Genomic DNA, 16706 nt, shown 5'->3' with positions numbered 1-16706 from the left:
TTTGACACGCTCACGAAACGTACTTGCGTAGGCCATTGCGTGGCAGTCCTTGACGGTTCCGGTAGGCGGCACCCGACCTATGAACATAACAAGGCTGCGTCGGTAGCGACGTGGCTCAGCACTTCACCCTGGGTAGCTCATGCACGGATGTGGTGTAGCGCGGCGACAGCATCTGTTGCCGCATACTCCACTGCGGCGTTGCCTGCCAGCCACTTGCGCCGAAGCCGGCAGTGCCGCGCCCAAATTTTGCATTGATGGAATCCAATGTGGCCATCAGCTTGTCGTTGCCGACGGCTGCGGCATTGAAAAGATCCTGCTGTAGCGCTTCGGGGCGAGCGAGATCCATCAACATCACACCGGCCTTCTTGTATCCGATGCCTTCACGCGGCAAACCTGCGAATAACTGGCGCACGCACTTGAGCACAAGTGACGTGTCCGACGTTGACGCGGCCATAGTGATCGCACGGCTTGGGTGATGCTGTGGAAGCTCGGGGCGAAAGGTGTCGGAGCTGAGGAAGATGCCGACTCCGGAGGCGACCAGGTCACGGTGACGCAGCTTCTCGCATGCGCGCACGGTGAAGGTGGCCAGCGCTTCATATAGTGCGGAGTTATCGCATACACGGTTGCCGAAAGACCTGCTCACCACGATCTGCTGCCGATCAGGCTCGACTTCCTCGAGCTCCATGCATGGCAGCCCCTGCAGCTCGCGCTGTGTACGGGTAAGTGTGACGCCGAAGGCGGCAAAAATGTCGTCGGTGCGAGCGTCCCGCAGTTGCGCGGCGGTCTGGATACCGCGTGCGGCGAGCTTTGGCGCCAGGCGGCGGCCCACGCCCCATACGTCTTCAATGGGGAATGAGGCCAGCACAGCATCGCGCACGAACGTGTCGCCCAGGTCCATCACACCGTCGCCGCTCTTAGCCGCTTTGTTGGCGAGCTTTGCGAGCGTCTTTGTGGGGCCGATGCCGATGCAGTTGGGTATGCCCGTCCACAGTCGCACGCGGTGCCGCAGGTCGCGCGCGAACTGCTCCCGCTGGCGGATTCCGGTGATGTCCATGAAGCTCTCGTCGATGCTGTAGACCTCAACGCGCGGCGCCGCGGCCCGCAAGATGGAAACTATGCGGGCGCTAATATCCCCGTACAGACCAAAATTGGCGGAGCGCATCTGCAGCCCTTGGTGCTTCACCATGTGCTTCAAATCGTGCGCGGGGTGGCCCATCTTGACACCAAGGGCCTTGGCCTCAGCTGAGCGCGCAATGGCGCAGCCGTCATTGTTGCTGAGCACAACCAGTGGCTTGCCACGCAGCGCGGGCTGGAAGATGCGTTCGCAGCTCGCGTAGAAATTGTTACCGTCGACCAGGGCGAACATGCGCGTATGCCTCAGCGTTGGCGCCGCGCGCCGCGCTTGATCTGCCTGGCCACACCGACAACGGCGAACACCTCAACTTCTGTGCCGGGCGTCAGCTCGATGGGTGGAAAATCGGGGTTGGCGGAATGCAGCTCAATATGATGTTGGAAGAGCTTCAGTACCTTGCAGGTGGGCTGGTTGCCATCCCACACGGCGATGACAAGGTCGCCGCTCGTTGGGCGCACAGAACGGTCTACGACAAGAATGTCACCATCGCTGACGCCAAGGCCGAGCATTGACCATCCGTCCGCCCGGTAGAGATAAGTGGCGGCGGGGTTTCGTACCAGCAGCCGGTGCAGATCGACGCTGTCGTCCAGGAAATCATCGGCCGGGCTGGGGAAGCCCAGCCTTGCGTGGGCACCTGCCAACGGGGTTGAGCGCACCGGGCCGTCGATGCGGGCGGGGCCCAGCAGCGCAGCTGTAGTTTCGAGAGTGAATGAAGAAGCCATGCCGGGTACTGTCCGCTTGCCGTGTCTCACGGTCGGAGACGGGGCAGGGAATATTAGTACAATTACTAACGTTCGGGGGCGGCATTGCCTCGAGAGGTCCCGTGTGGGCGACGATCATCTAGGGAACTCCTCGGGCCAGCCTTCGTCGTGCTCGCAGCGGGGAACATTCATTCCGGCATCGCGCAGGCTCAGCGCCAGGGCGGCCCAATCGTATTGGAGCTGGATGGCAGCCCGTTGCGCGGGATGATCCGGAGGCAGTAGGCCCAAGGCATCTTCCATCACGTCGGCAAGGCGGTTAATGCTGGCTTGCATGCGGTTTGTCCCGGCTTGGACGTCACCGGCTGGGAAGTAAGGGTGGTGCATTGCGTTGCCTCTGATTGCGGGTGATGCAATCAGGGATAGGCCCTTGTCATCCGAACCTAAGTTATTTTCCTTGCCGCTTTCTCGGGCGGGCTTTGCGACGGCCATTGAGGTGCTCGCTCGTTGTGGGTGGTACAAGGAGAGATACACGATTCATTTGGCCGTCCAAATTAGCGAGTGGCTCCGTTACCGTCGCCTTCGGTGTGGTTGTCAGGGCTGGATCAGGAAGCGCGGACCATCCTAGCCGGATCTGGCCGACCAGGCGGCCGGCGGCAATTGCGCTTCCGGCGCGCCCTCGGCTAGCTATTGGACACACGTGCGTCTTGTGGGGTCTGGCCGTGGCTACTTTGTGCTACCAAACCAGCTCTGGCGCGGGGCCTGAGACTAGGTCCCTGGCCACATTTGGCCTCCCGAAAAATGACCTCCTGCGTGCGGTACGTCCAGAGATTTTGCAAGCGCGCTTCCCGAATAAGATGAGGGATAAGTTGTTGATTGGAATAGAGAACCACTCGGCCTCATAATCCTTTGGTTCCAGGTTCGAATCCTGGTGGGCCCACCAGAAGCAGGCAGGGTTTGCAGAGATGCAGGCCCTTTTTCTTGTCCGTTGCTTCAACTCGGTGTCTGTCCGTTACCCGCTTTGATCGGGCTCGGGATTGTTTTCAACCTTATGCCGACCAACTTTTCGCCGAACACCGGCTAAGCTGCGCTTTCCGTAAGGGAGGCTGCTGGCAATGTCGATACGCATGGTTCCAGGTCGTCGTCGCTTCATCGCGCAGTCCGCCACCTTGGGGATTCTTGCCGCGTTGTCTTCAACCCGAGCATTGGCTGCTTCGTGTAAAGACACCGCCAGCAGTTCGTGGATCCCTGACGATACATTCCTCGCCGAACTGCCTCGGATCATGCAGGTCTTTGCGGTTCCTGGTGTGGGCATCGCCGTGGTTGAGGACGGTGCTGTGGCATGGAGCCGAGGCTTTGGCTTGGCTGATGTACAGACCGGCAGGGCTGTTGATGTGCGCACGGTGTTTGAGGACGCCTCGCTCAGCAAGCCGGTGTTCGCCTATCTGGTGATGCAGCTGGTGGGGCAGGGGTTGATCGATCTGGATGTTCCGCTGGTTCGGTATCGGCGCCCTGATTACCTTGGTGACCATCCATGGGTAGCACTCATCACCGCGCGCGACGTATTGCGGCATACGACGGGGCTGCCCGATTGGCGCAAGTCGCCCGCGACCGAGAAGCTGGTGCCGATGGTGAAGCCCGGCACGCGCATCAACTATTCCGGTGAGGCATTCGTCTGGTTGCAGCTGGTTGTTGAAGCGATCACCGGGCAGAGTCTGGATGAGTCGATGCAGGCCTATCTGTTCGGTCCCGCCGGGATGAAAGACAGCAGCTATACCTGGAATGCGGATCTGGCCGCGCGCTCCGTGTTTGGTCATCGCGCACACGATCGTGTCGAAGCGGGCGCACCGCCGCAGGTGCTGCGCGAACAATGGAGCGCAGCCCAACGCGTCGCTGAGCGCTGGGGCAAGCCGCTGTCTGCATGGAAGTATGAAGATGCCGAGCGTGCGCTGCCGGAAGTGCAGGCCTTGTCGTCGCCAGGCTTGGTGACCTGGCCGGGTGACATCCTCGCCAATGCCGCAGCCAGTCTGCGCACGACGGTGCAGGACTATGCGACCTTCCTGAGCTTGATGATGGCGGGCCGGCAAACTGCGGCATGGGAGATCAGTGAGAGCACGCGACAGGCAATGCTGGCGCCGCAGATCAGCTTGCCGGGGCGATGGACCGAGAAGGGCCTGGGTTGGAATACCGAGCAGACTCGCGACGGCCCGGTGTTCTATCACTCGGGCAGCAACAGCGGCATCTTCAAGAACTTCGCCATTGGCGATGCGCAGCGGGGGCGGGGCATCGTGGTGTTGACCAATGGCGGCAGCGGTTCATTCGTGCACCAGCGGGTGGTGCGTGCGGCGACCGGATACGATCTGCTTTCGTACGATCTTTGATCGAATGCGGGTATCCGTTACCCATGCATCCGCAGCATTGTTTCAATCTGCGATGGACTCGCTGTCAGTGGACTTGGGCCGCGCGTGTTGTCGTTGCCGCGCGGCCATCCTGTTCACTGCTCGAAGACGCCATCGCCGGCCTGCTCTGCGATGGGCCGTACCTCCTGCACCAGGCTTAGCAAGGTCTTTCCCGGCTCCTCATTCATCACTTCATGCGCCGACTGTTCAAACCAGATCAGCTTCTTCTGCGGCGCATCCACGCTGGCGAACCATTCGGCCGCCAGTTCGGAGGACACGTTGTAATCGTGCCGACCCAGGAACAGGAACAGCGGCGTCTTGAGCTGGCGGGTGGTGCTCATGTCGAGGGTCAGCGCATCCGCGAGCAGATGCTGCATTGAAAAATCGTTGCCCTTCCAGGCCGCGGCTATATCTGCGTCGGTATATTCGGGTGACAGCGCAAAGGCTGCGGCCTCGGCATCGCCGCCTCGGCGGTTGTGGACCATGCCGCCGTAGTGGTTCAACCATTGTCGTTGTTTGAACAGTGCATCCAATGCAAGCGGGGTGCTGCCCTGGGCATAGGGCGCTATTGCCTGCAGGTCAGCAATGGCCTGTGCGTTGTGGTCGTGCTGCGCCTGTTGCATCGTCCACGCCCAGCCGCGCCGTTCGCTCTCCGGCGCATTGGATATCTGGCCCATGCCGATATAGGCATGCAGCCATTGCGGGCGCTGCTTGGCTACTTCCAGGCCCAGATAGCTGCCCCAGGATTGGCCGAGCACGAAGATCTTCTGCTTGCCGAATTCGTGGCGCAGCCACGCCACCATTTCCAGCGAGTCGGCGACCATGCGCTCGCGGGTCATGGTGGGGGCCAGCTGCACTGGGTCGTTGCTCGCAAAGGTCTTGCCCGCGCCGCGCTGGTCCCACTGCACGACGGTGAAGTACTCCTCCCAGCCGCGTTGGAAGTACCAGCTGGTAGGCATCGCGACCCAGCCCGGCCCACCATGCAGCATCAGCAGAACCGGGTTGCGGGCATCGTTGCCGCGGATCGATACCCATTGATCGATCCCGCCGATGCGGACCTTCTCCAGGCGCTCGATGCCGTTGTCGGTAACCACGCGGCGCATGTCCGCCACGATGGCGGTGGCCTGTGCCCGATCACGGGGGGCGGGCGCTTCGGGCACGGCGGCACTTGCGCCGGAGCACGCGGCAGCGGCAGCGCAGAGCAGGAACAACGGCAGCAGCTTCATCGGTTTCCCAAGGTCGGTGTCAGTTGCAGGGATGAATCATGTCATGCGCCTGCCACAACCGCACCTGCAGCAGGTTTGCAAGGTTGGTTTGGCGACGTGCGAAAGCCACTTGGCGTTGTGCCCAACTCCCTGCGGAAGCGCCGGTTGAACTCCGAGATATCACCAAAGCCGGCATCCAGTGCGATCTGCAGCACGCTCTCATCGCCGTCGCGCAGGCGTTGTGCGGCCTGGCGCATGCGCTGTGCGAGCATGAACTGATGCGGCGTGGTGCCGGTAATGCGTTTGAACTCGCGCAGCAGATGGGCAGGGCTCAGCGCTACATGTTGAGCAAGAGTGGTCAGCGAAAGCGGCTGTTGGTAGTTGGACATCAGCCAATGCACCAGTTCCTGCACGCAGCGTGTATTCCTGGCACGCGCCGCGTTCGAGGCGGATACCAGGCCCCGGCAGTCGGCGTGCCTGGACATGACCGTTTCCAGTAGTTGGAAGGCGAACGCTTCTATCTGCTGCGGGTTTTCGACCACCTGGTCCGCGTGCGGCAACAGGCCTGCGCCACATTGGCGGGGGGCGAACGCTGCCTGCTTGAAACGCAACGGGCGTGCGCCGGGCAGGGCAGCGACAACCGCTTCCTGCACTGCAGGCTCAAAATGAAAGGCAAGGCAGCGGTCGCCGCGGCTGTGTTGGTGGCCACATTCATAACAATCACCCGGGTTGCCCAGCAGGATCGCGCCGGGTACCAGGATCGACATGCCGCAGTGATTGCGGTAGCCGAAGCTGCCTTCCAGCACTACCGCGATGCTGACCCCGGCATGCTGTTCTTCGAGGCGGGGATCGGCGGGACCGGCGCTGCAGGTCATCACCGCGCTGGACCAGCCCGGGCCGCTGCCCAGCGACTGTGCGATCAAGGTCATTGCATCGGTTCCATCAATTTTCCCCAAGATCGTAGCCCAGCCAGGGCGCAGCATCCGTGTCTGCATCCCAGAAGCGCGGATGCATCACCCAGGACAACAAGGAGGCGGTTGGATGGCAACAATATGGTGGGAGCAAGCGGTGGCGGTGCCGGCGGCGGTCGCCTGGGCGGCCTTGCGCCGCGTCGACAGGGCGCAGGTGTTGTTCAGCCCGGTGCTGGTTGATGGCTGCATGCACGGCGACATCCGCGAGCTGGTGTTTGCCAATGGCCTGCAAGTGAAGGAGCGCATCGTCAGTGTCGATGAGCAGAAGCGGCGCGTGGCCTATAGCGCACAAGGCGCGCCCTTTGAGCATCATTCCGCATCGATGCAGGTCGTGGAGGACACGCGCGGCGGCTGTCGACTGATCTGGGTAAGCGACTTCCTGCCCGATACGCTGGAGGAGGCGGTCCGGCCCTTGGTCATCGAGGGGGCCGCGGCGTTTGCGGCAAACCTGGAAGCGGGCCACTCACTGGATTGAGCGTGAGCGGCCGCACCGGAGTCATATCCGCTGTGGCCGCTGCCCGCTGAATTCAGTCCTGCGAATCAGATTCGATCTCCAATACCGCACCCAGTCTCTCGGCCAGGGCCTGCGCGGCATCCAGCACCCGCGCCAGGCTTTCATCGTTGATGGTTTCCACCTGGATCAGATGAGAGCCCGGGCCTTCATTGTCGCTGAGGCCCGCCGAGCTGCTGTCTTCGTCGTCAGCATCGAATGCGGGTTCGGTGATGTCCTCGGCTGAATCCACATCGTCCATGCCCTTGAGCATGTCGAGCATGGCCTGGGTAACACCTTCGTCGGCGGTAAGGCGAAGTTCGAGGTTTGCCATGTGCAGCTCCTTTGGGGGGAATGTGTTATTCGCCGTCAGCCTGGAAGCCAACCTTTCTATGGCTGCCATCGCAGAAGGGCTTGTTGTTGGAATGGCCGCAGCGGCATAACCAGGTTTCGGTGACGCGGTCGATGGTGCGGCCGGTGCCGCTGACGACTTCCAGGTTGCCGATGACGTGCAGCGGGCCGTTCCTGGTCGGGTTGACCTGCAGCGGGCCATCACGTTGCGGCAAGGCTTCGGATTTCTTTTCCGCCGGCTCGCCGCTGGCGGTAAAACCACAGTCGACGTGCCGGTGGTCGCAGAAGGGCTTTTTGTGTGATTCGCCGCAGCGGCACAGAGTGGCGCGCATGCCTTCATCCTTGCCGGCAATAAGCAGCGGTGCGGTGAAGGCTAGGGGGCCGTTCTCGCGGATATGCACCAGGTTGACCACCGGTGCGGGCTCGGCGTGGCTGCCGTCGTTGTATTCGTAGCGGATGGCGCCGGACGGGCAGCTGCGCGCGATCAGTTCCACTTCTTCCGGTGCCACCGCATCGGGGTGGATCCACTCGCCGACCACGTTGGGCACGAACACATCCGGGTGGCTGAGCACGCAGTTGCGCGAGTGGATGCAGCGTTCGCCGTCGAAATGGATGGTGACGGTTCTGCCGCGTACGGTTTCGGTTGCCATGGGCTGCCTCCGCTTCGGAAGGCACAGTGTCGCGCGCGGGACGTTAAGGCGGGGCGTATGCCGCTATGTCTTTTGTGGGAGCGGCGTGAGCCGCGAAGCCAGCGCCAATGGAACAGCTTTCGGGTTGGGGCTTCAGAGGGTATGAGCTTCGCGGCTTACGCCGCTCCTACAACGCCCGGCTATTTGCGTACGGCCAGTACCCCATCCAGCGCCAACTCGGCCTTGAAGCCTGCCTTCTGCAGGCGGGTGGCGACTTCGCGCGGTACATCGCGACCGCTGGTGAGCTTGTTCGGTGCGCCGGTGTAATGGAACAGGCGGCCACCTTTGCGCAGCACGCGCGCCAGTTGATCGTAGAACACCTGCGAGTACAGCTCGCCGGCAATGCCGAAGCGCGGCGGATCGTGCAACACCGCATCCATTGATGCATCGGCGATGCCTTCGATTTCCTTGGAGATATCGCCTTGGGTCAGCTGCAGGCGGCCACCTGCATGTTCACCATCGGGATCCGGCGACCACGGGTTGAGGGTGCGCAGCCAAAGGACTTCGGGGCTCTTTTCGAAGGAGCGGATGCTGGCGACGCCTTCATCCAGGCAGCAGGCGGCGAAGTAGCCCATGCCACCGCAGGTATCGAGCAGCTGCTTGCCGCGTGGCTCCACCAGCGCCACCTTGCGGCGGGCATCGTCCAGCGGCGAGATCTGCGCGCTGACCAGCATCTTGATGCCGTCGATCTCGAAGGTGGGAATGCCCCAGTCAGTGGGCACCAGCTTGTACAGGCCGCTGCCAAAGCGCGAGGCAGCGCTGAATTCATCGCCATCCCAGTAGTAGATGGTGCGGTCCTTGAGCTTGGCCGGCCACGGGTAGTGTTGGCCGCGGTACTGCCAGCCATCGGCGCTGAGGCTGACCGTTTGCTGGCTGCGGCCCAGGTCGAGCGAGGCGCTTGCTTCGCTGCTGCCTTTCTTCAAAGCGGTTTGCAGCTGCTCGAGCAGGGGTCGGGTCAGCAGGGGGCCGGTGTAGTGGGGCATGGGAATGGCGGTGATGCGGGGGAGGGAATGCTACCGCAGGGAGGGTTTTGGGGTTCTGTTCCTGGCGAAGAGCACCCCTCCCCAAGCCTCCCTTTTGCTTCGTAGAAGGGAGGGGGCAGAACTCGCTCCCCTTGCCGCAGGCAAGGGGGCCGGGGAGAGGTAGCTTTGGACGTTCAGGCTTTTGCCGGCAACGCCGCCTCAACCAGCACCCAGCAACCCAAGGAGGCATAATTCGCGCCCCTCCTTTCGATTCCGCCTGCTCCGCCGCCTTGTCGGCCGGCGGCGGCCAGCCCGTATGTCCTTCCTGCATTCTGAATTGGCGCAGTGGCGCGCCCATCCCCTGCGTGAAATGTTGGCCGGCGCCGTGGCCACTTTTGCGCTGATTCCCGAGGTCATCGCGTTCTCGTTCGTGGCCGGGGTGGACCCGCAGGTGGGGCTGTTCGCGTCGTTCGTGCTGAGCATCGTGATTGCGGTGTTCGGCGGCCGGCCGGCGATGATCACCGCGGCGGCCGGGTCGGTGGCTTTGGTGGCAGCGCCGCTGATCAGCGCGCATGGCCTGCCCTATCTGTTTGCCGCAGGCCTGTTGGCTGGCGTGATCCAGATCCTGTTCGGGGTACTGCGGTTGGGCGTGTTGATGCGCTTTGTCAGCAGCTCAGTGCGCACCGGCTTCGTCAATGCGCTGGCGATCCTGATCTTCGCCGCGCAGCTGCCGCAGCTGCACGGCGCCACCTCCGCCACCTGGGCGATGCTGGCATTGGGCCTGCTGGTGATTTACGGCTTGCCGCGGCTGCCTCTGCCCGGTGTGCGCGCGATTCCCTCGCCCTTGATCTGCATCGTGGTGCTGAGTGTGTTGGCAGCGTGGTTGAAGCTGGATCTTCCCACCGTAAATGACCTGGGCAAGCTGCCGGAGGCGCTGCCGCAATGGATGGGCCTGCCGTCCCTGCCGTTTGATCTGGAAACCCTGCGCATCATCGCGATGCCGGCCCTGGCCATTGCGATGGTGGGTTTGCTGGAGTCGATGATGACGGCGCGGGTGGTGGACGAACTCACCGACACCCCCAGCTCCAAGAACCGCGAATGCACCGGTCTGGGCGTGGCCAATATCGCGGCCAGCCTGTTCGGCGGCATCACTGGTTGCGGCATGATCGGGCAGACCGTGGGCAACGTGAAATACGGTGGGCGTGGACGGCTGTCGACGCTGTTTGCCGGCGTGTTCCTGCTGGTGTTGATGGTGCTGCTGAAACCCTGGGTGGGGCAGGTGCCGGTGATCGCGTTGGTGGCGATCATGGTGATGGTCAGTGTGTCCACGTTTGACTGGCGCAGCCTGGGCGCGCTGGTACGGCATCCACGTCTGTCCGGCGTGGTGATGCTGGCGACGGTGGCGGTGACCCTGGGTACGCATAATCTTGCGGCGGGTGTCGGCGTTGGCGTGTTGCTGAGCGGCGTGTTCTTTGCGCTGAAGGTGGCGCGCTTGCTACGTATCGAGCAGCAGGACCAGGCCGACGGCAGCGTGCGCTATGTGGTGAGCGGGCAGGTGTTCTTTGCCTCGGCCGATGCCTTCATTGATGCTTTCGATCCGCGCCTGGTGCAGGGGCGTGCGGTGGTGATTGATCTGTCAGCGGCGCAGCTGTGGGATATCACCGCAGTGGCGGCGTTGGAGAAGGTGGTCAGCCGCTATCGTCATCACGGCATCAAGCCGCGCGTGTTGGGCCTGGATAGACAAGGGCGTGCGCTGCTGCGGCGCGTGCTGCGTGAGGGCGAGCTGGCCGTCGAGGATGCGCCAGCGACAAGTTCGTAGGAGCGGCGTCAGCCGCGAAGCTGATGGTGCTGGCCGTCGCTGGGGAACTCGCAATTGCACATTCGCTTTTCGTCGGACAGCGCAGTGGCTTCGCGGCTTACGCCGCTCCTACAACCGGCGGGTGGTTGGGTTGCCTGTGTGGGAGCGGCGTCAGCCGCGAAGCTGATGCTGCTGCCGGTTGCTGAGGAATCTGCGATTGCAGTGGTTTCCGCAACGGACAGTGCAGTGGCTTCGCGGCTTACGCCGCTCCTACAAAAACATGGTTACATCACGTCCCAGGCGTAGCCACCGCGCTCCAGTACCGAGGCTGCCAGCGATTCGACGATCTCGTCTTCATTACGCTCCAGCCCACGGACATTGCGTGCCATGCGACGGCGGGCCTGGCGTGCGAACAGCCGTGCGATCTTCACCGCATCCTCTGCTGCCGGGTGCCCGGCCTGCAGCAGGCTCTCCACCCGTGACAGCACACACAGCCCGACAAACAGATCGATGGCGATATCGGCCACGCGCTTCTGCGCGTGCTGCTGGTCGGCGATCTTCTTGCCATGCTTGCGCAGCAGCCGGTCCGATGCCTTGGACAGTTCCACCGTGTACTTTTCGCACAGGCGCGCCAAGGGTCGCAGCGCGTCGTTGAGCGGCGCGCGGATGCGGCCGGTGCCGTAGCCGGTGGCTTCGCGCACACGGCGGCCGGCGTAGTCGCTGAGTACGCCGAAACCCTTGATCGGATCGTTGAAGATGCCGCCCACCGCGCTCTGCAGTTCGCTCAGCGTTGCGCCCACGCCCTTCAGCCCATTGAGCGCCACGTACAGGCGCAGGATCTCGTTGGTGCCCTCGAAGATCGACAGGATGCGGGTATCGCGGGTCATCTGCTCGTACGGCAGCTCGCGCATGAAGCCGTTGCCGGCGGCAATCTGCAAGGCTTCGTAGCAGCTGCGCTGCACCGCCTCGCTGGCGAAGATTTTGCTCATCGCCGCTTCCACCGAATAGTCGGTGCGGCCGCTGTCGATCAGATGCGCCACCATCCACACCGTGCTCTCGGCAGCGAAGCAGTCGGCGGTCATCTGCGCGATCTTCTCGCGCACCAGGCCGAACTCGGCGATCGGCTGGCCGAACTGCTTGCGCTCGCTGGCCTGTGCACAGGCCATGCGGATCAGCGCACGCATGCCGCCGACGGCGCCGCCACCCAGGCCGGTGCGGCCGCTGTTGAGGATGTTCATCGCCACCTTGAAGCCCTTGCCCACCGGGCCCAGCACATTGGCCGCCGGTACGCGCACGTCGTTGAAAGCAACGGTGGTGGTGGACGAGGCACGGATGCCCATCTTGTCTTCGTGCGGGCCGTGGCTGACGCCATCCCAGCCGGCCTCGACGATGAAGGCGGTGACCTTGCCTTCGGGCGTGTCGGTGCGGGCGAACACGGTATAGAAATCGGCGATGCCGCCGTTGGTGATCCAGATCTTCTCGCCGCTCAGGGTCCAGCTGCCGTCGTCGTTGCGTTGCGCCTTGGTGCGAATGGCGGCCGCGTCGGAGCCGGCGCCGGCTTCGGTCAGGCAGAACGCGGCAATCATCTCGCCGCTGGCCAGCTTGGGCAGGTAGCGCTGCTTCTGCTCATCGTTGCCGAACAACAGCAGGCCTTTCATGCCGATCGAACTGTGCGCGCCTATGGTCAGCGACACCGAGCTGTCATGGCTGCTGGTCTGGCCCAGTACCCGCGCATAGGCACCGTTGGACAGCTCCAGCCCGCCGTACTCCTCGGGAATGATCAGCCCGAACAGGCCCATGTCACGCAGTGCCTGGATGAACTCCGGTGGCTGCTCGGCGTCGCGGTCGTACTGGCGCAGATCGGCGGTCTTGTCGGCCAGGAACTGGTCGATGGCGTCGGTCATCGCGCCCAGCATCTCGCGGTCACGTTCGCGGATCTGCGGGTAGGGGAACAGCACATCTTCGGCGATATGGCCAAAGAACAGCTGCTTGGCGATGCTTTCATCCAGGTTCTGCGCTGCAACGGTATTCACGTACGGCTCCTTGGGTGCGGACGATGACGGCCTTTGTTGAATGATGGCCCACTCTTGCCACAGGTTCACACATTCGCAAGGCACAATCGTGGAACTCGGTGTGCTCTTATCGGTCACTGCACTGTGCATTTGTACCGTGACAGGGCCGGTTACCGCCCTGCGTCGTGTTGGTGATGGAGTTGCATGCGTTCTTACCGTTCCGCCGAACCGCTATGGATCCGGGTGACTGCTGGTGCGATTGCCTTGGCATTCATGGCTGGGCTGGCGAGGCTGATGCTGCAGTTGCCAACGCTGATCGTGGTGGAAGAACAGGCACGGATACAACTGCGTTGGCTGCTGCCGGCTGACACCACGGCCGAAGAGCCACAGCCACAGCTGCAGTCGCATTCAGTGCCGCCGCCGCGTGCAGCGCCGATAGACGTCGCTCAGGCCGCTGATGCTCCCACGTCACCGTCGGCGCAGGCGCAGGCCATTCCTGTGGCCCCAGCAGAAGCTGCTGCGTCCGCGCCCAGCAAAGCAGGGTGGTCGCAACGTCTCTATGGCCGCGATGGCAGTCTGGCGGTGCCGCAGGACGCGGCGACGTCCGCGCAGAAGGACGCCACGCAGCGGGTATTCGAGCATCGCGATGAACTGGCCACCGGCGTGGGTGAGCGGCCGTTGGAGAAGATGGTCTCGGGCATGTTTGAAGACAAGAAAAAGCCACCGACGCTGGGTGAAATGGGCGCGCGCTTGGTCCACGGGCGGGACATCCAACCGGCGCAGGCACGGCGTCCGCCGGATATCGCGTTCAATCCCAGCCTGCACGAGCGTCAGTCTGATCTGGGTAGCGAAGCCACCGGGGATGCCTACAAGGCCGCACCGATCCGCTACGAGAAGGCACCGGACATGAAAGGCGAGGCCAGCCGTCGCATCCGCGTCGCCATGGGCGCGCTGGAGCAACGCTATCCGCGTTGCAATGGCGAGCAGCGCCGACGCTGGCTCGGCATCGTGCAGCAGCACCTGGATGCCCTGCAGCGCGCCGAGTACCGCTACAACAACGGCGCCGATCCTGTCGAAGCCGAGCACAGCCTGCTGAGTGCGGCCGACAGTGCCTACGACCTGGCGCGGCGTGCGCTCTGGGATGCCGAGCGGCGCATGAAAATGTGCACTTGAGCGCAGGTCATCGCAGGCCAGTGGCGAGCCTTGCTGCCGACATTGCCGGTTCCGCTTGATGCGGCCGGATGTCAGCCAGCGGACAAACCGGGACAAACCAGGACGACTTTCCTAAGTTATTGTCTTTGAATGGCTTTTTGCTGGATTTGCATGCCTAGAATCGGGCGTCTTCCATTCTGGGATTGTGATGAAGTCGATCAGTGTGTTGTTTTCCGTGTTGGCGCTTGTTTCCACATTCGGTTGTCAGGCAACGTCCAAGCCCGCTGCGGCGGGCGGTGTGGGTGTCGCCCCCGGCCACAGCCATCCGCTGCCCAAGCATGCGCTGGTGGGCTATCTGCACAATTTCGACAATGGCCAGGGGCTGCTGCCGGTCGCCAAGGTGGATGACAGTTGGGATGTGATCGTGCTGGCCTTCGCCGATGACATGGGCGAGGGCAAGGTGGCGTTCAACCCGGACCCGGCGCTGGATCGCACGCAGTTGATTGCGGACATCGCCGCCAAACGTGCGCAGGGCAAGATCGTGGTGCTGTCCTTCGGCGGCGAGCTGGGCACGGTGACCTTGAACACGCAGCGCGATGAAGACAACTTCGTGCGCACCACCGCAGATGCCATCAACACCTTCGGCTTCGATGGCATCGATGTCGATCTGGAGAAAATCGCCGGCGTTGTGCATGGCGCGCCGGTCATCCCGCACCTGGTATCCGCAGTGAAGCGGCTGCATGAGATGTACCCGAACCTGTATGTGTCGATGGCACCGGAGCATCCCTATGTGCAGGGTGGGCTGGTGTCGATGGATGGTATCTGGGGCGCCTACCTGCCCTTGATCGATGGCCTGCGCGAAGAACTGGACCTGCTGCACGTGCAGCTCTACAACAACGGTGGCCTGCCCACGCCCTACCGCGCCGAGAAGTACCCGGGCGGCAGCGTCGACATGATGGTGGGTTCGGCCAAGATGCTGATCGAAGGCTTTGATCTGGCCGGCGGCAAGGGACGGTTTGCCGGGCTGCGTGCGGACCAGGTTGCGTTGGCGTTGCCGTCGGGCCTGCGTGCTGCTGGCAATGGTTATGCAACAGCCACCGATATCAACCGTGCCTTCGATTGCCTGACCACGGCTACCGAGTGCGATGAGGTGAAGCCGAGCCAGCCGCGTCCGGATTTCCGCGGCGTGATGACCTGGTCGATCAACTGGGATGTGGCCGACGGCCGCGCGTTTTCCGAGCCGGTAGGCCAGCACCTGCGGGCAGCACGGACGCGCTGATTGCAGCGGGGAGCTTGTGCGCCTGGTGGTATCCGGCCGTTGCCGGAACGACAGGCACAGGCTCCCCGTCATCCGATGCCCGGCCTTGTTCCAATCCAGGGGGAGGTCGCGCAGGTGAGCCGTCACCAACAGACCGGTGATCACGCACCCGCGCAGCCAGCGGACTCATTCCAGCCGGAAGTGCACCAGGGTGACCAGTTCGTCATTGCGGAAACCCGGATACAGACGCTGCATCACCGCCAACAGCCCTGCCGGGTTACGGCATGCAGGGTCATGTTCGTCGCACAGATCCGCCTCTTCCAGGGCATCGAAACTGCGCAGTTCGGTCTGCAGGGGCAGGGGGCCAAGTTGACGCCCTTCACCCAAGGCGATGCAGGCCTGCGTCACCCCATGCCAACGCGCCCCGCGCCGTACGCTGGTGTTGCGGCCGGTATGGAACTGCGGGTTGTCGAAGCCTAGCAGGGGGATGGTCATGGGCCGGGTGGGTGCAGGGAAAGCGGCTGTTCATTCTGGGCGCGATTGGCGCATTTTTCATCACCTGCCGTTCAAACACGCAGGCTCAGCATCATCATCCTTCTGTTGACGGGATCCGGCCATGCCGCGCGCGGCTGCGCTTGCGCTGTTGCTGCTGTTGTACGGACTGTGCGGGCCCTTGCAGGCGCGCACGGTGTACCGCTGCGTGCAGAAAGCCACGGTGAGCATGGCTACCGCCCCCGAACCGGGCTCCGTCTGCAAGGCCATCGAGATCGACGACAACGCCGTGCAGACGCCCAATCTATGGGGCAACTTCGGTGTGTTCAGCGGCACCCTGTACGAGCGTGAGCAGGATGGCAAAACGGTTTACTCCACCCGCAATCTGCCGGGCTCGACGCCTTATCTGCGCTTCACCATGGCCACTCCGCCGGGCGAGCCGGCCCATGCAGGGTTGGGGCGGGTAGGCACGCCGCAGTTGAACCGTCACGCACCGCAGTTCCGCGCTGCCGCCAAGGCCACCGGCGTGGATGATGCCTGGCTGCGTGCCGTGGCCCATGCGGAAAGCGCGTTCGATGAAAAAGCGGTGTCACCCAAGGGCGCACAGGGCGTGATGCAGCTGATGCCGGAAACGGCGAGCGAATATGGCGTGAGCGATCCGCTGTCGCCCGCCCAGTCCATCAACGGCGGTGCGCGTTACATGAAATCGCTGCTGCGGCGTTACAACGGAGACCGAACCCTGGCTGCTGCAGCCTATAACGCCGGCATCGGGGTGGTTGCACGCTATGGCGGCATGCCACCGTATGCGGAGACACGGCAGTATGTGGACAAGGTATTGGCTTTGTACGGCCGTTATCGCGAGGCGATGGGAACGGGGCCGGAGCGGCCGGCGTTGTAGTTTGGTTGTTGGGGTAGGGACCATGGAAAGACGGCTTCATAGCTGGAACTGGAGCCAAAGCCAAAGCCAAAGCACCCCTCCCCAACCCTCCCCTGCGCTACGCGCAAGGGAGGGGGCGGATGGTGCAGTGCTGATGCTTTGGCTTTGGCTTGAACCCCCTCCCTTTCGCCGCAGGCGAAGGGGAGGGTTGGGGAGGGGT

The 16706-nt window shown here is 63.2% G+C and carries 16 protein-coding genes; 6 read left to right on the top strand and 10 right to left on the bottom strand.

Features of this window, described 5'->3' with window-relative positions; translation table 11 throughout:
- Window positions 1–115 precede the first annotated feature (115 nt).
- The 3 genes from ABB27_RS14510 to ABB27_RS14500 form a co-directional block, all read right to left on the bottom strand.
- The gene (locus tag ABB27_RS14510; RefSeq protein WP_057629500.1) at window positions 116–1366 is read right to left on the bottom strand and encodes a Y-family DNA polymerase; all 1251 of its coding nucleotides are present in this window, start codon (window positions 1364–1366) and stop codon (window positions 116–118) included.
- Between the two features lie 11 nt (window positions 1367–1377).
- On the bottom strand, window positions 1378–1854 hold the full coding sequence (locus ABB27_RS14505) for a LexA family protein (protein WP_057629499.1): 477 nt from the start codon (window positions 1852–1854) through the stop codon (window positions 1378–1380).
- Between the two features lie 114 nt (window positions 1855–1968).
- A complete protein-coding gene (locus ABB27_RS14500) occupies window positions 1969–2322 on the bottom strand; it encodes a hypothetical protein (RefSeq protein WP_152984600.1) in 354 nt (117 codons plus the stop codon).
- Between the two features lie 623 nt (window positions 2323–2945).
- Here ABB27_RS14500 and ABB27_RS14495 point away from each other — a divergent pair.
- A complete protein-coding gene (locus tag ABB27_RS14495) occupies window positions 2946–4211 on the top strand; it encodes a serine hydrolase domain-containing protein (RefSeq protein WP_211263717.1) in 1266 nt (421 codons plus the stop codon).
- Between the two features lie 113 nt (window positions 4212–4324).
- Here ABB27_RS14495 and ABB27_RS14490 read toward each other — a convergent pair whose 3' ends face one another.
- Both ABB27_RS14490 and ABB27_RS14485 read right to left on the bottom strand, forming a co-directional pair.
- On the bottom strand, window positions 4325–5455 hold the full coding sequence (locus ABB27_RS14490; protein WP_057629496.1) for an alpha/beta fold hydrolase: 1131 nt from the start codon (window positions 5453–5455) through the stop codon (window positions 4325–4327).
- A 41-nt stretch (window positions 5456–5496) separates the two neighbouring features.
- Entirely contained in the window at window positions 5497–6363 is an 867-nt protein-coding gene (locus ABB27_RS14485; protein ID WP_057629495.1) for an AraC family transcriptional regulator, read from the bottom strand.
- 112 nt (window positions 6364–6475) lie between these two features.
- On the opposite strand from ABB27_RS14485, the gene ABB27_RS19985 reads away from it, so the two are divergent.
- Window positions 6476–6880, top strand: a complete 405-nt coding sequence (locus ABB27_RS19985) for an SRPBCC family protein (protein WP_161809661.1) — start codon at window positions 6476–6478, stop codon at window positions 6878–6880.
- 52 nt (window positions 6881–6932) lie between these two features.
- On the opposite strand, the gene ABB27_RS14475 is transcribed toward ABB27_RS19985, so the two are convergent.
- The 3 genes from ABB27_RS14475 to ABB27_RS14465 form a co-directional block, all read right to left on the bottom strand.
- Entirely contained in the window at window positions 6933–7229 is a 297-nt protein-coding gene (locus tag ABB27_RS14475) for a hypothetical protein (RefSeq protein WP_057629493.1), read from the bottom strand.
- Window positions 7230–7254: 25 nt separating this feature from the next.
- Window positions 7255–7896, bottom strand: coding sequence for a CDGSH iron-sulfur domain-containing protein (locus tag ABB27_RS14470; protein WP_057629492.1), 642 nt, complete (start codon window positions 7894–7896; stop codon window positions 7255–7257).
- A gap of 179 nt (window positions 7897–8075) precedes the next feature.
- Window positions 8076–8918: a class I SAM-dependent methyltransferase gene (locus ABB27_RS14465; protein WP_057629491.1), complete on the bottom strand. Its 843-nt coding sequence runs from the start codon at window positions 8916–8918 to the stop codon at window positions 8076–8078.
- Between the two features lie 295 nt (window positions 8919–9213).
- Between ABB27_RS14465 and ABB27_RS14460 the strand changes: the two genes are divergently transcribed.
- On the top strand, window positions 9214–10716 hold the full coding sequence (locus tag ABB27_RS14460; protein WP_057629490.1) for a SulP family inorganic anion transporter: 1503 nt from the start codon (window positions 9214–9216) through the stop codon (window positions 10714–10716).
- Window positions 10717–10979: 263 nt separating this feature from the next.
- On the opposite strand, the gene ABB27_RS14455 is transcribed toward ABB27_RS14460, so the two are convergent.
- Complete coding sequence (locus tag ABB27_RS14455) at window positions 10980–12728, bottom strand: acyl-CoA dehydrogenase family protein (protein ID WP_244479244.1); 1749 nt, start codon at window positions 12726–12728, stop codon at window positions 10980–10982.
- Window positions 12729–12911: 183 nt separating this feature from the next.
- On the opposite strand from ABB27_RS14455, the gene ABB27_RS14450 reads away from it, so the two are divergent.
- Both ABB27_RS14450 and ABB27_RS14445 read left to right on the top strand, forming a co-directional pair.
- A complete protein-coding gene (locus ABB27_RS14450; RefSeq protein ID WP_057629489.1) occupies window positions 12912–13880 on the top strand; it encodes a hypothetical protein in 969 nt (322 codons plus the stop codon).
- Window positions 13881–14067: 187 nt separating this feature from the next.
- Window positions 14068–15138: a chitinase gene (locus ABB27_RS14445; protein WP_057629488.1), complete on the top strand. Its 1071-nt coding sequence runs from the start codon at window positions 14068–14070 to the stop codon at window positions 15136–15138.
- 165 nt (window positions 15139–15303) lie between these two features.
- Here the strand turns inward: ABB27_RS14445 and ABB27_RS14440 are convergent, their stop codons facing one another.
- Complete coding sequence (locus ABB27_RS14440) at window positions 15304–15612, bottom strand: ASCH domain-containing protein (RefSeq protein WP_057629487.1); 309 nt, start codon at window positions 15610–15612, stop codon at window positions 15304–15306.
- 121 nt (window positions 15613–15733) lie between these two features.
- On the opposite strand from ABB27_RS14440, the gene ABB27_RS14435 reads away from it, so the two are divergent.
- On the top strand, window positions 15734–16507 hold the full coding sequence (locus ABB27_RS14435) for a lytic transglycosylase domain-containing protein (protein WP_057629486.1): 774 nt from the start codon (window positions 15734–15736) through the stop codon (window positions 16505–16507).
- Window positions 16508–16706 lie beyond the last annotated feature (199 nt).

Source organism: Stenotrophomonas terrae, from assembly GCF_001431465.1.
Taxonomy (GTDB): Bacteria; Pseudomonadota; Gammaproteobacteria; order Xanthomonadales; family Xanthomonadaceae; genus Stenotrophomonas; species Stenotrophomonas terrae.
The sequence above is the reverse complement of the archived record's forward strand: the minus strand, read 5'-3'. Positions and strand labels throughout refer to the sequence as shown.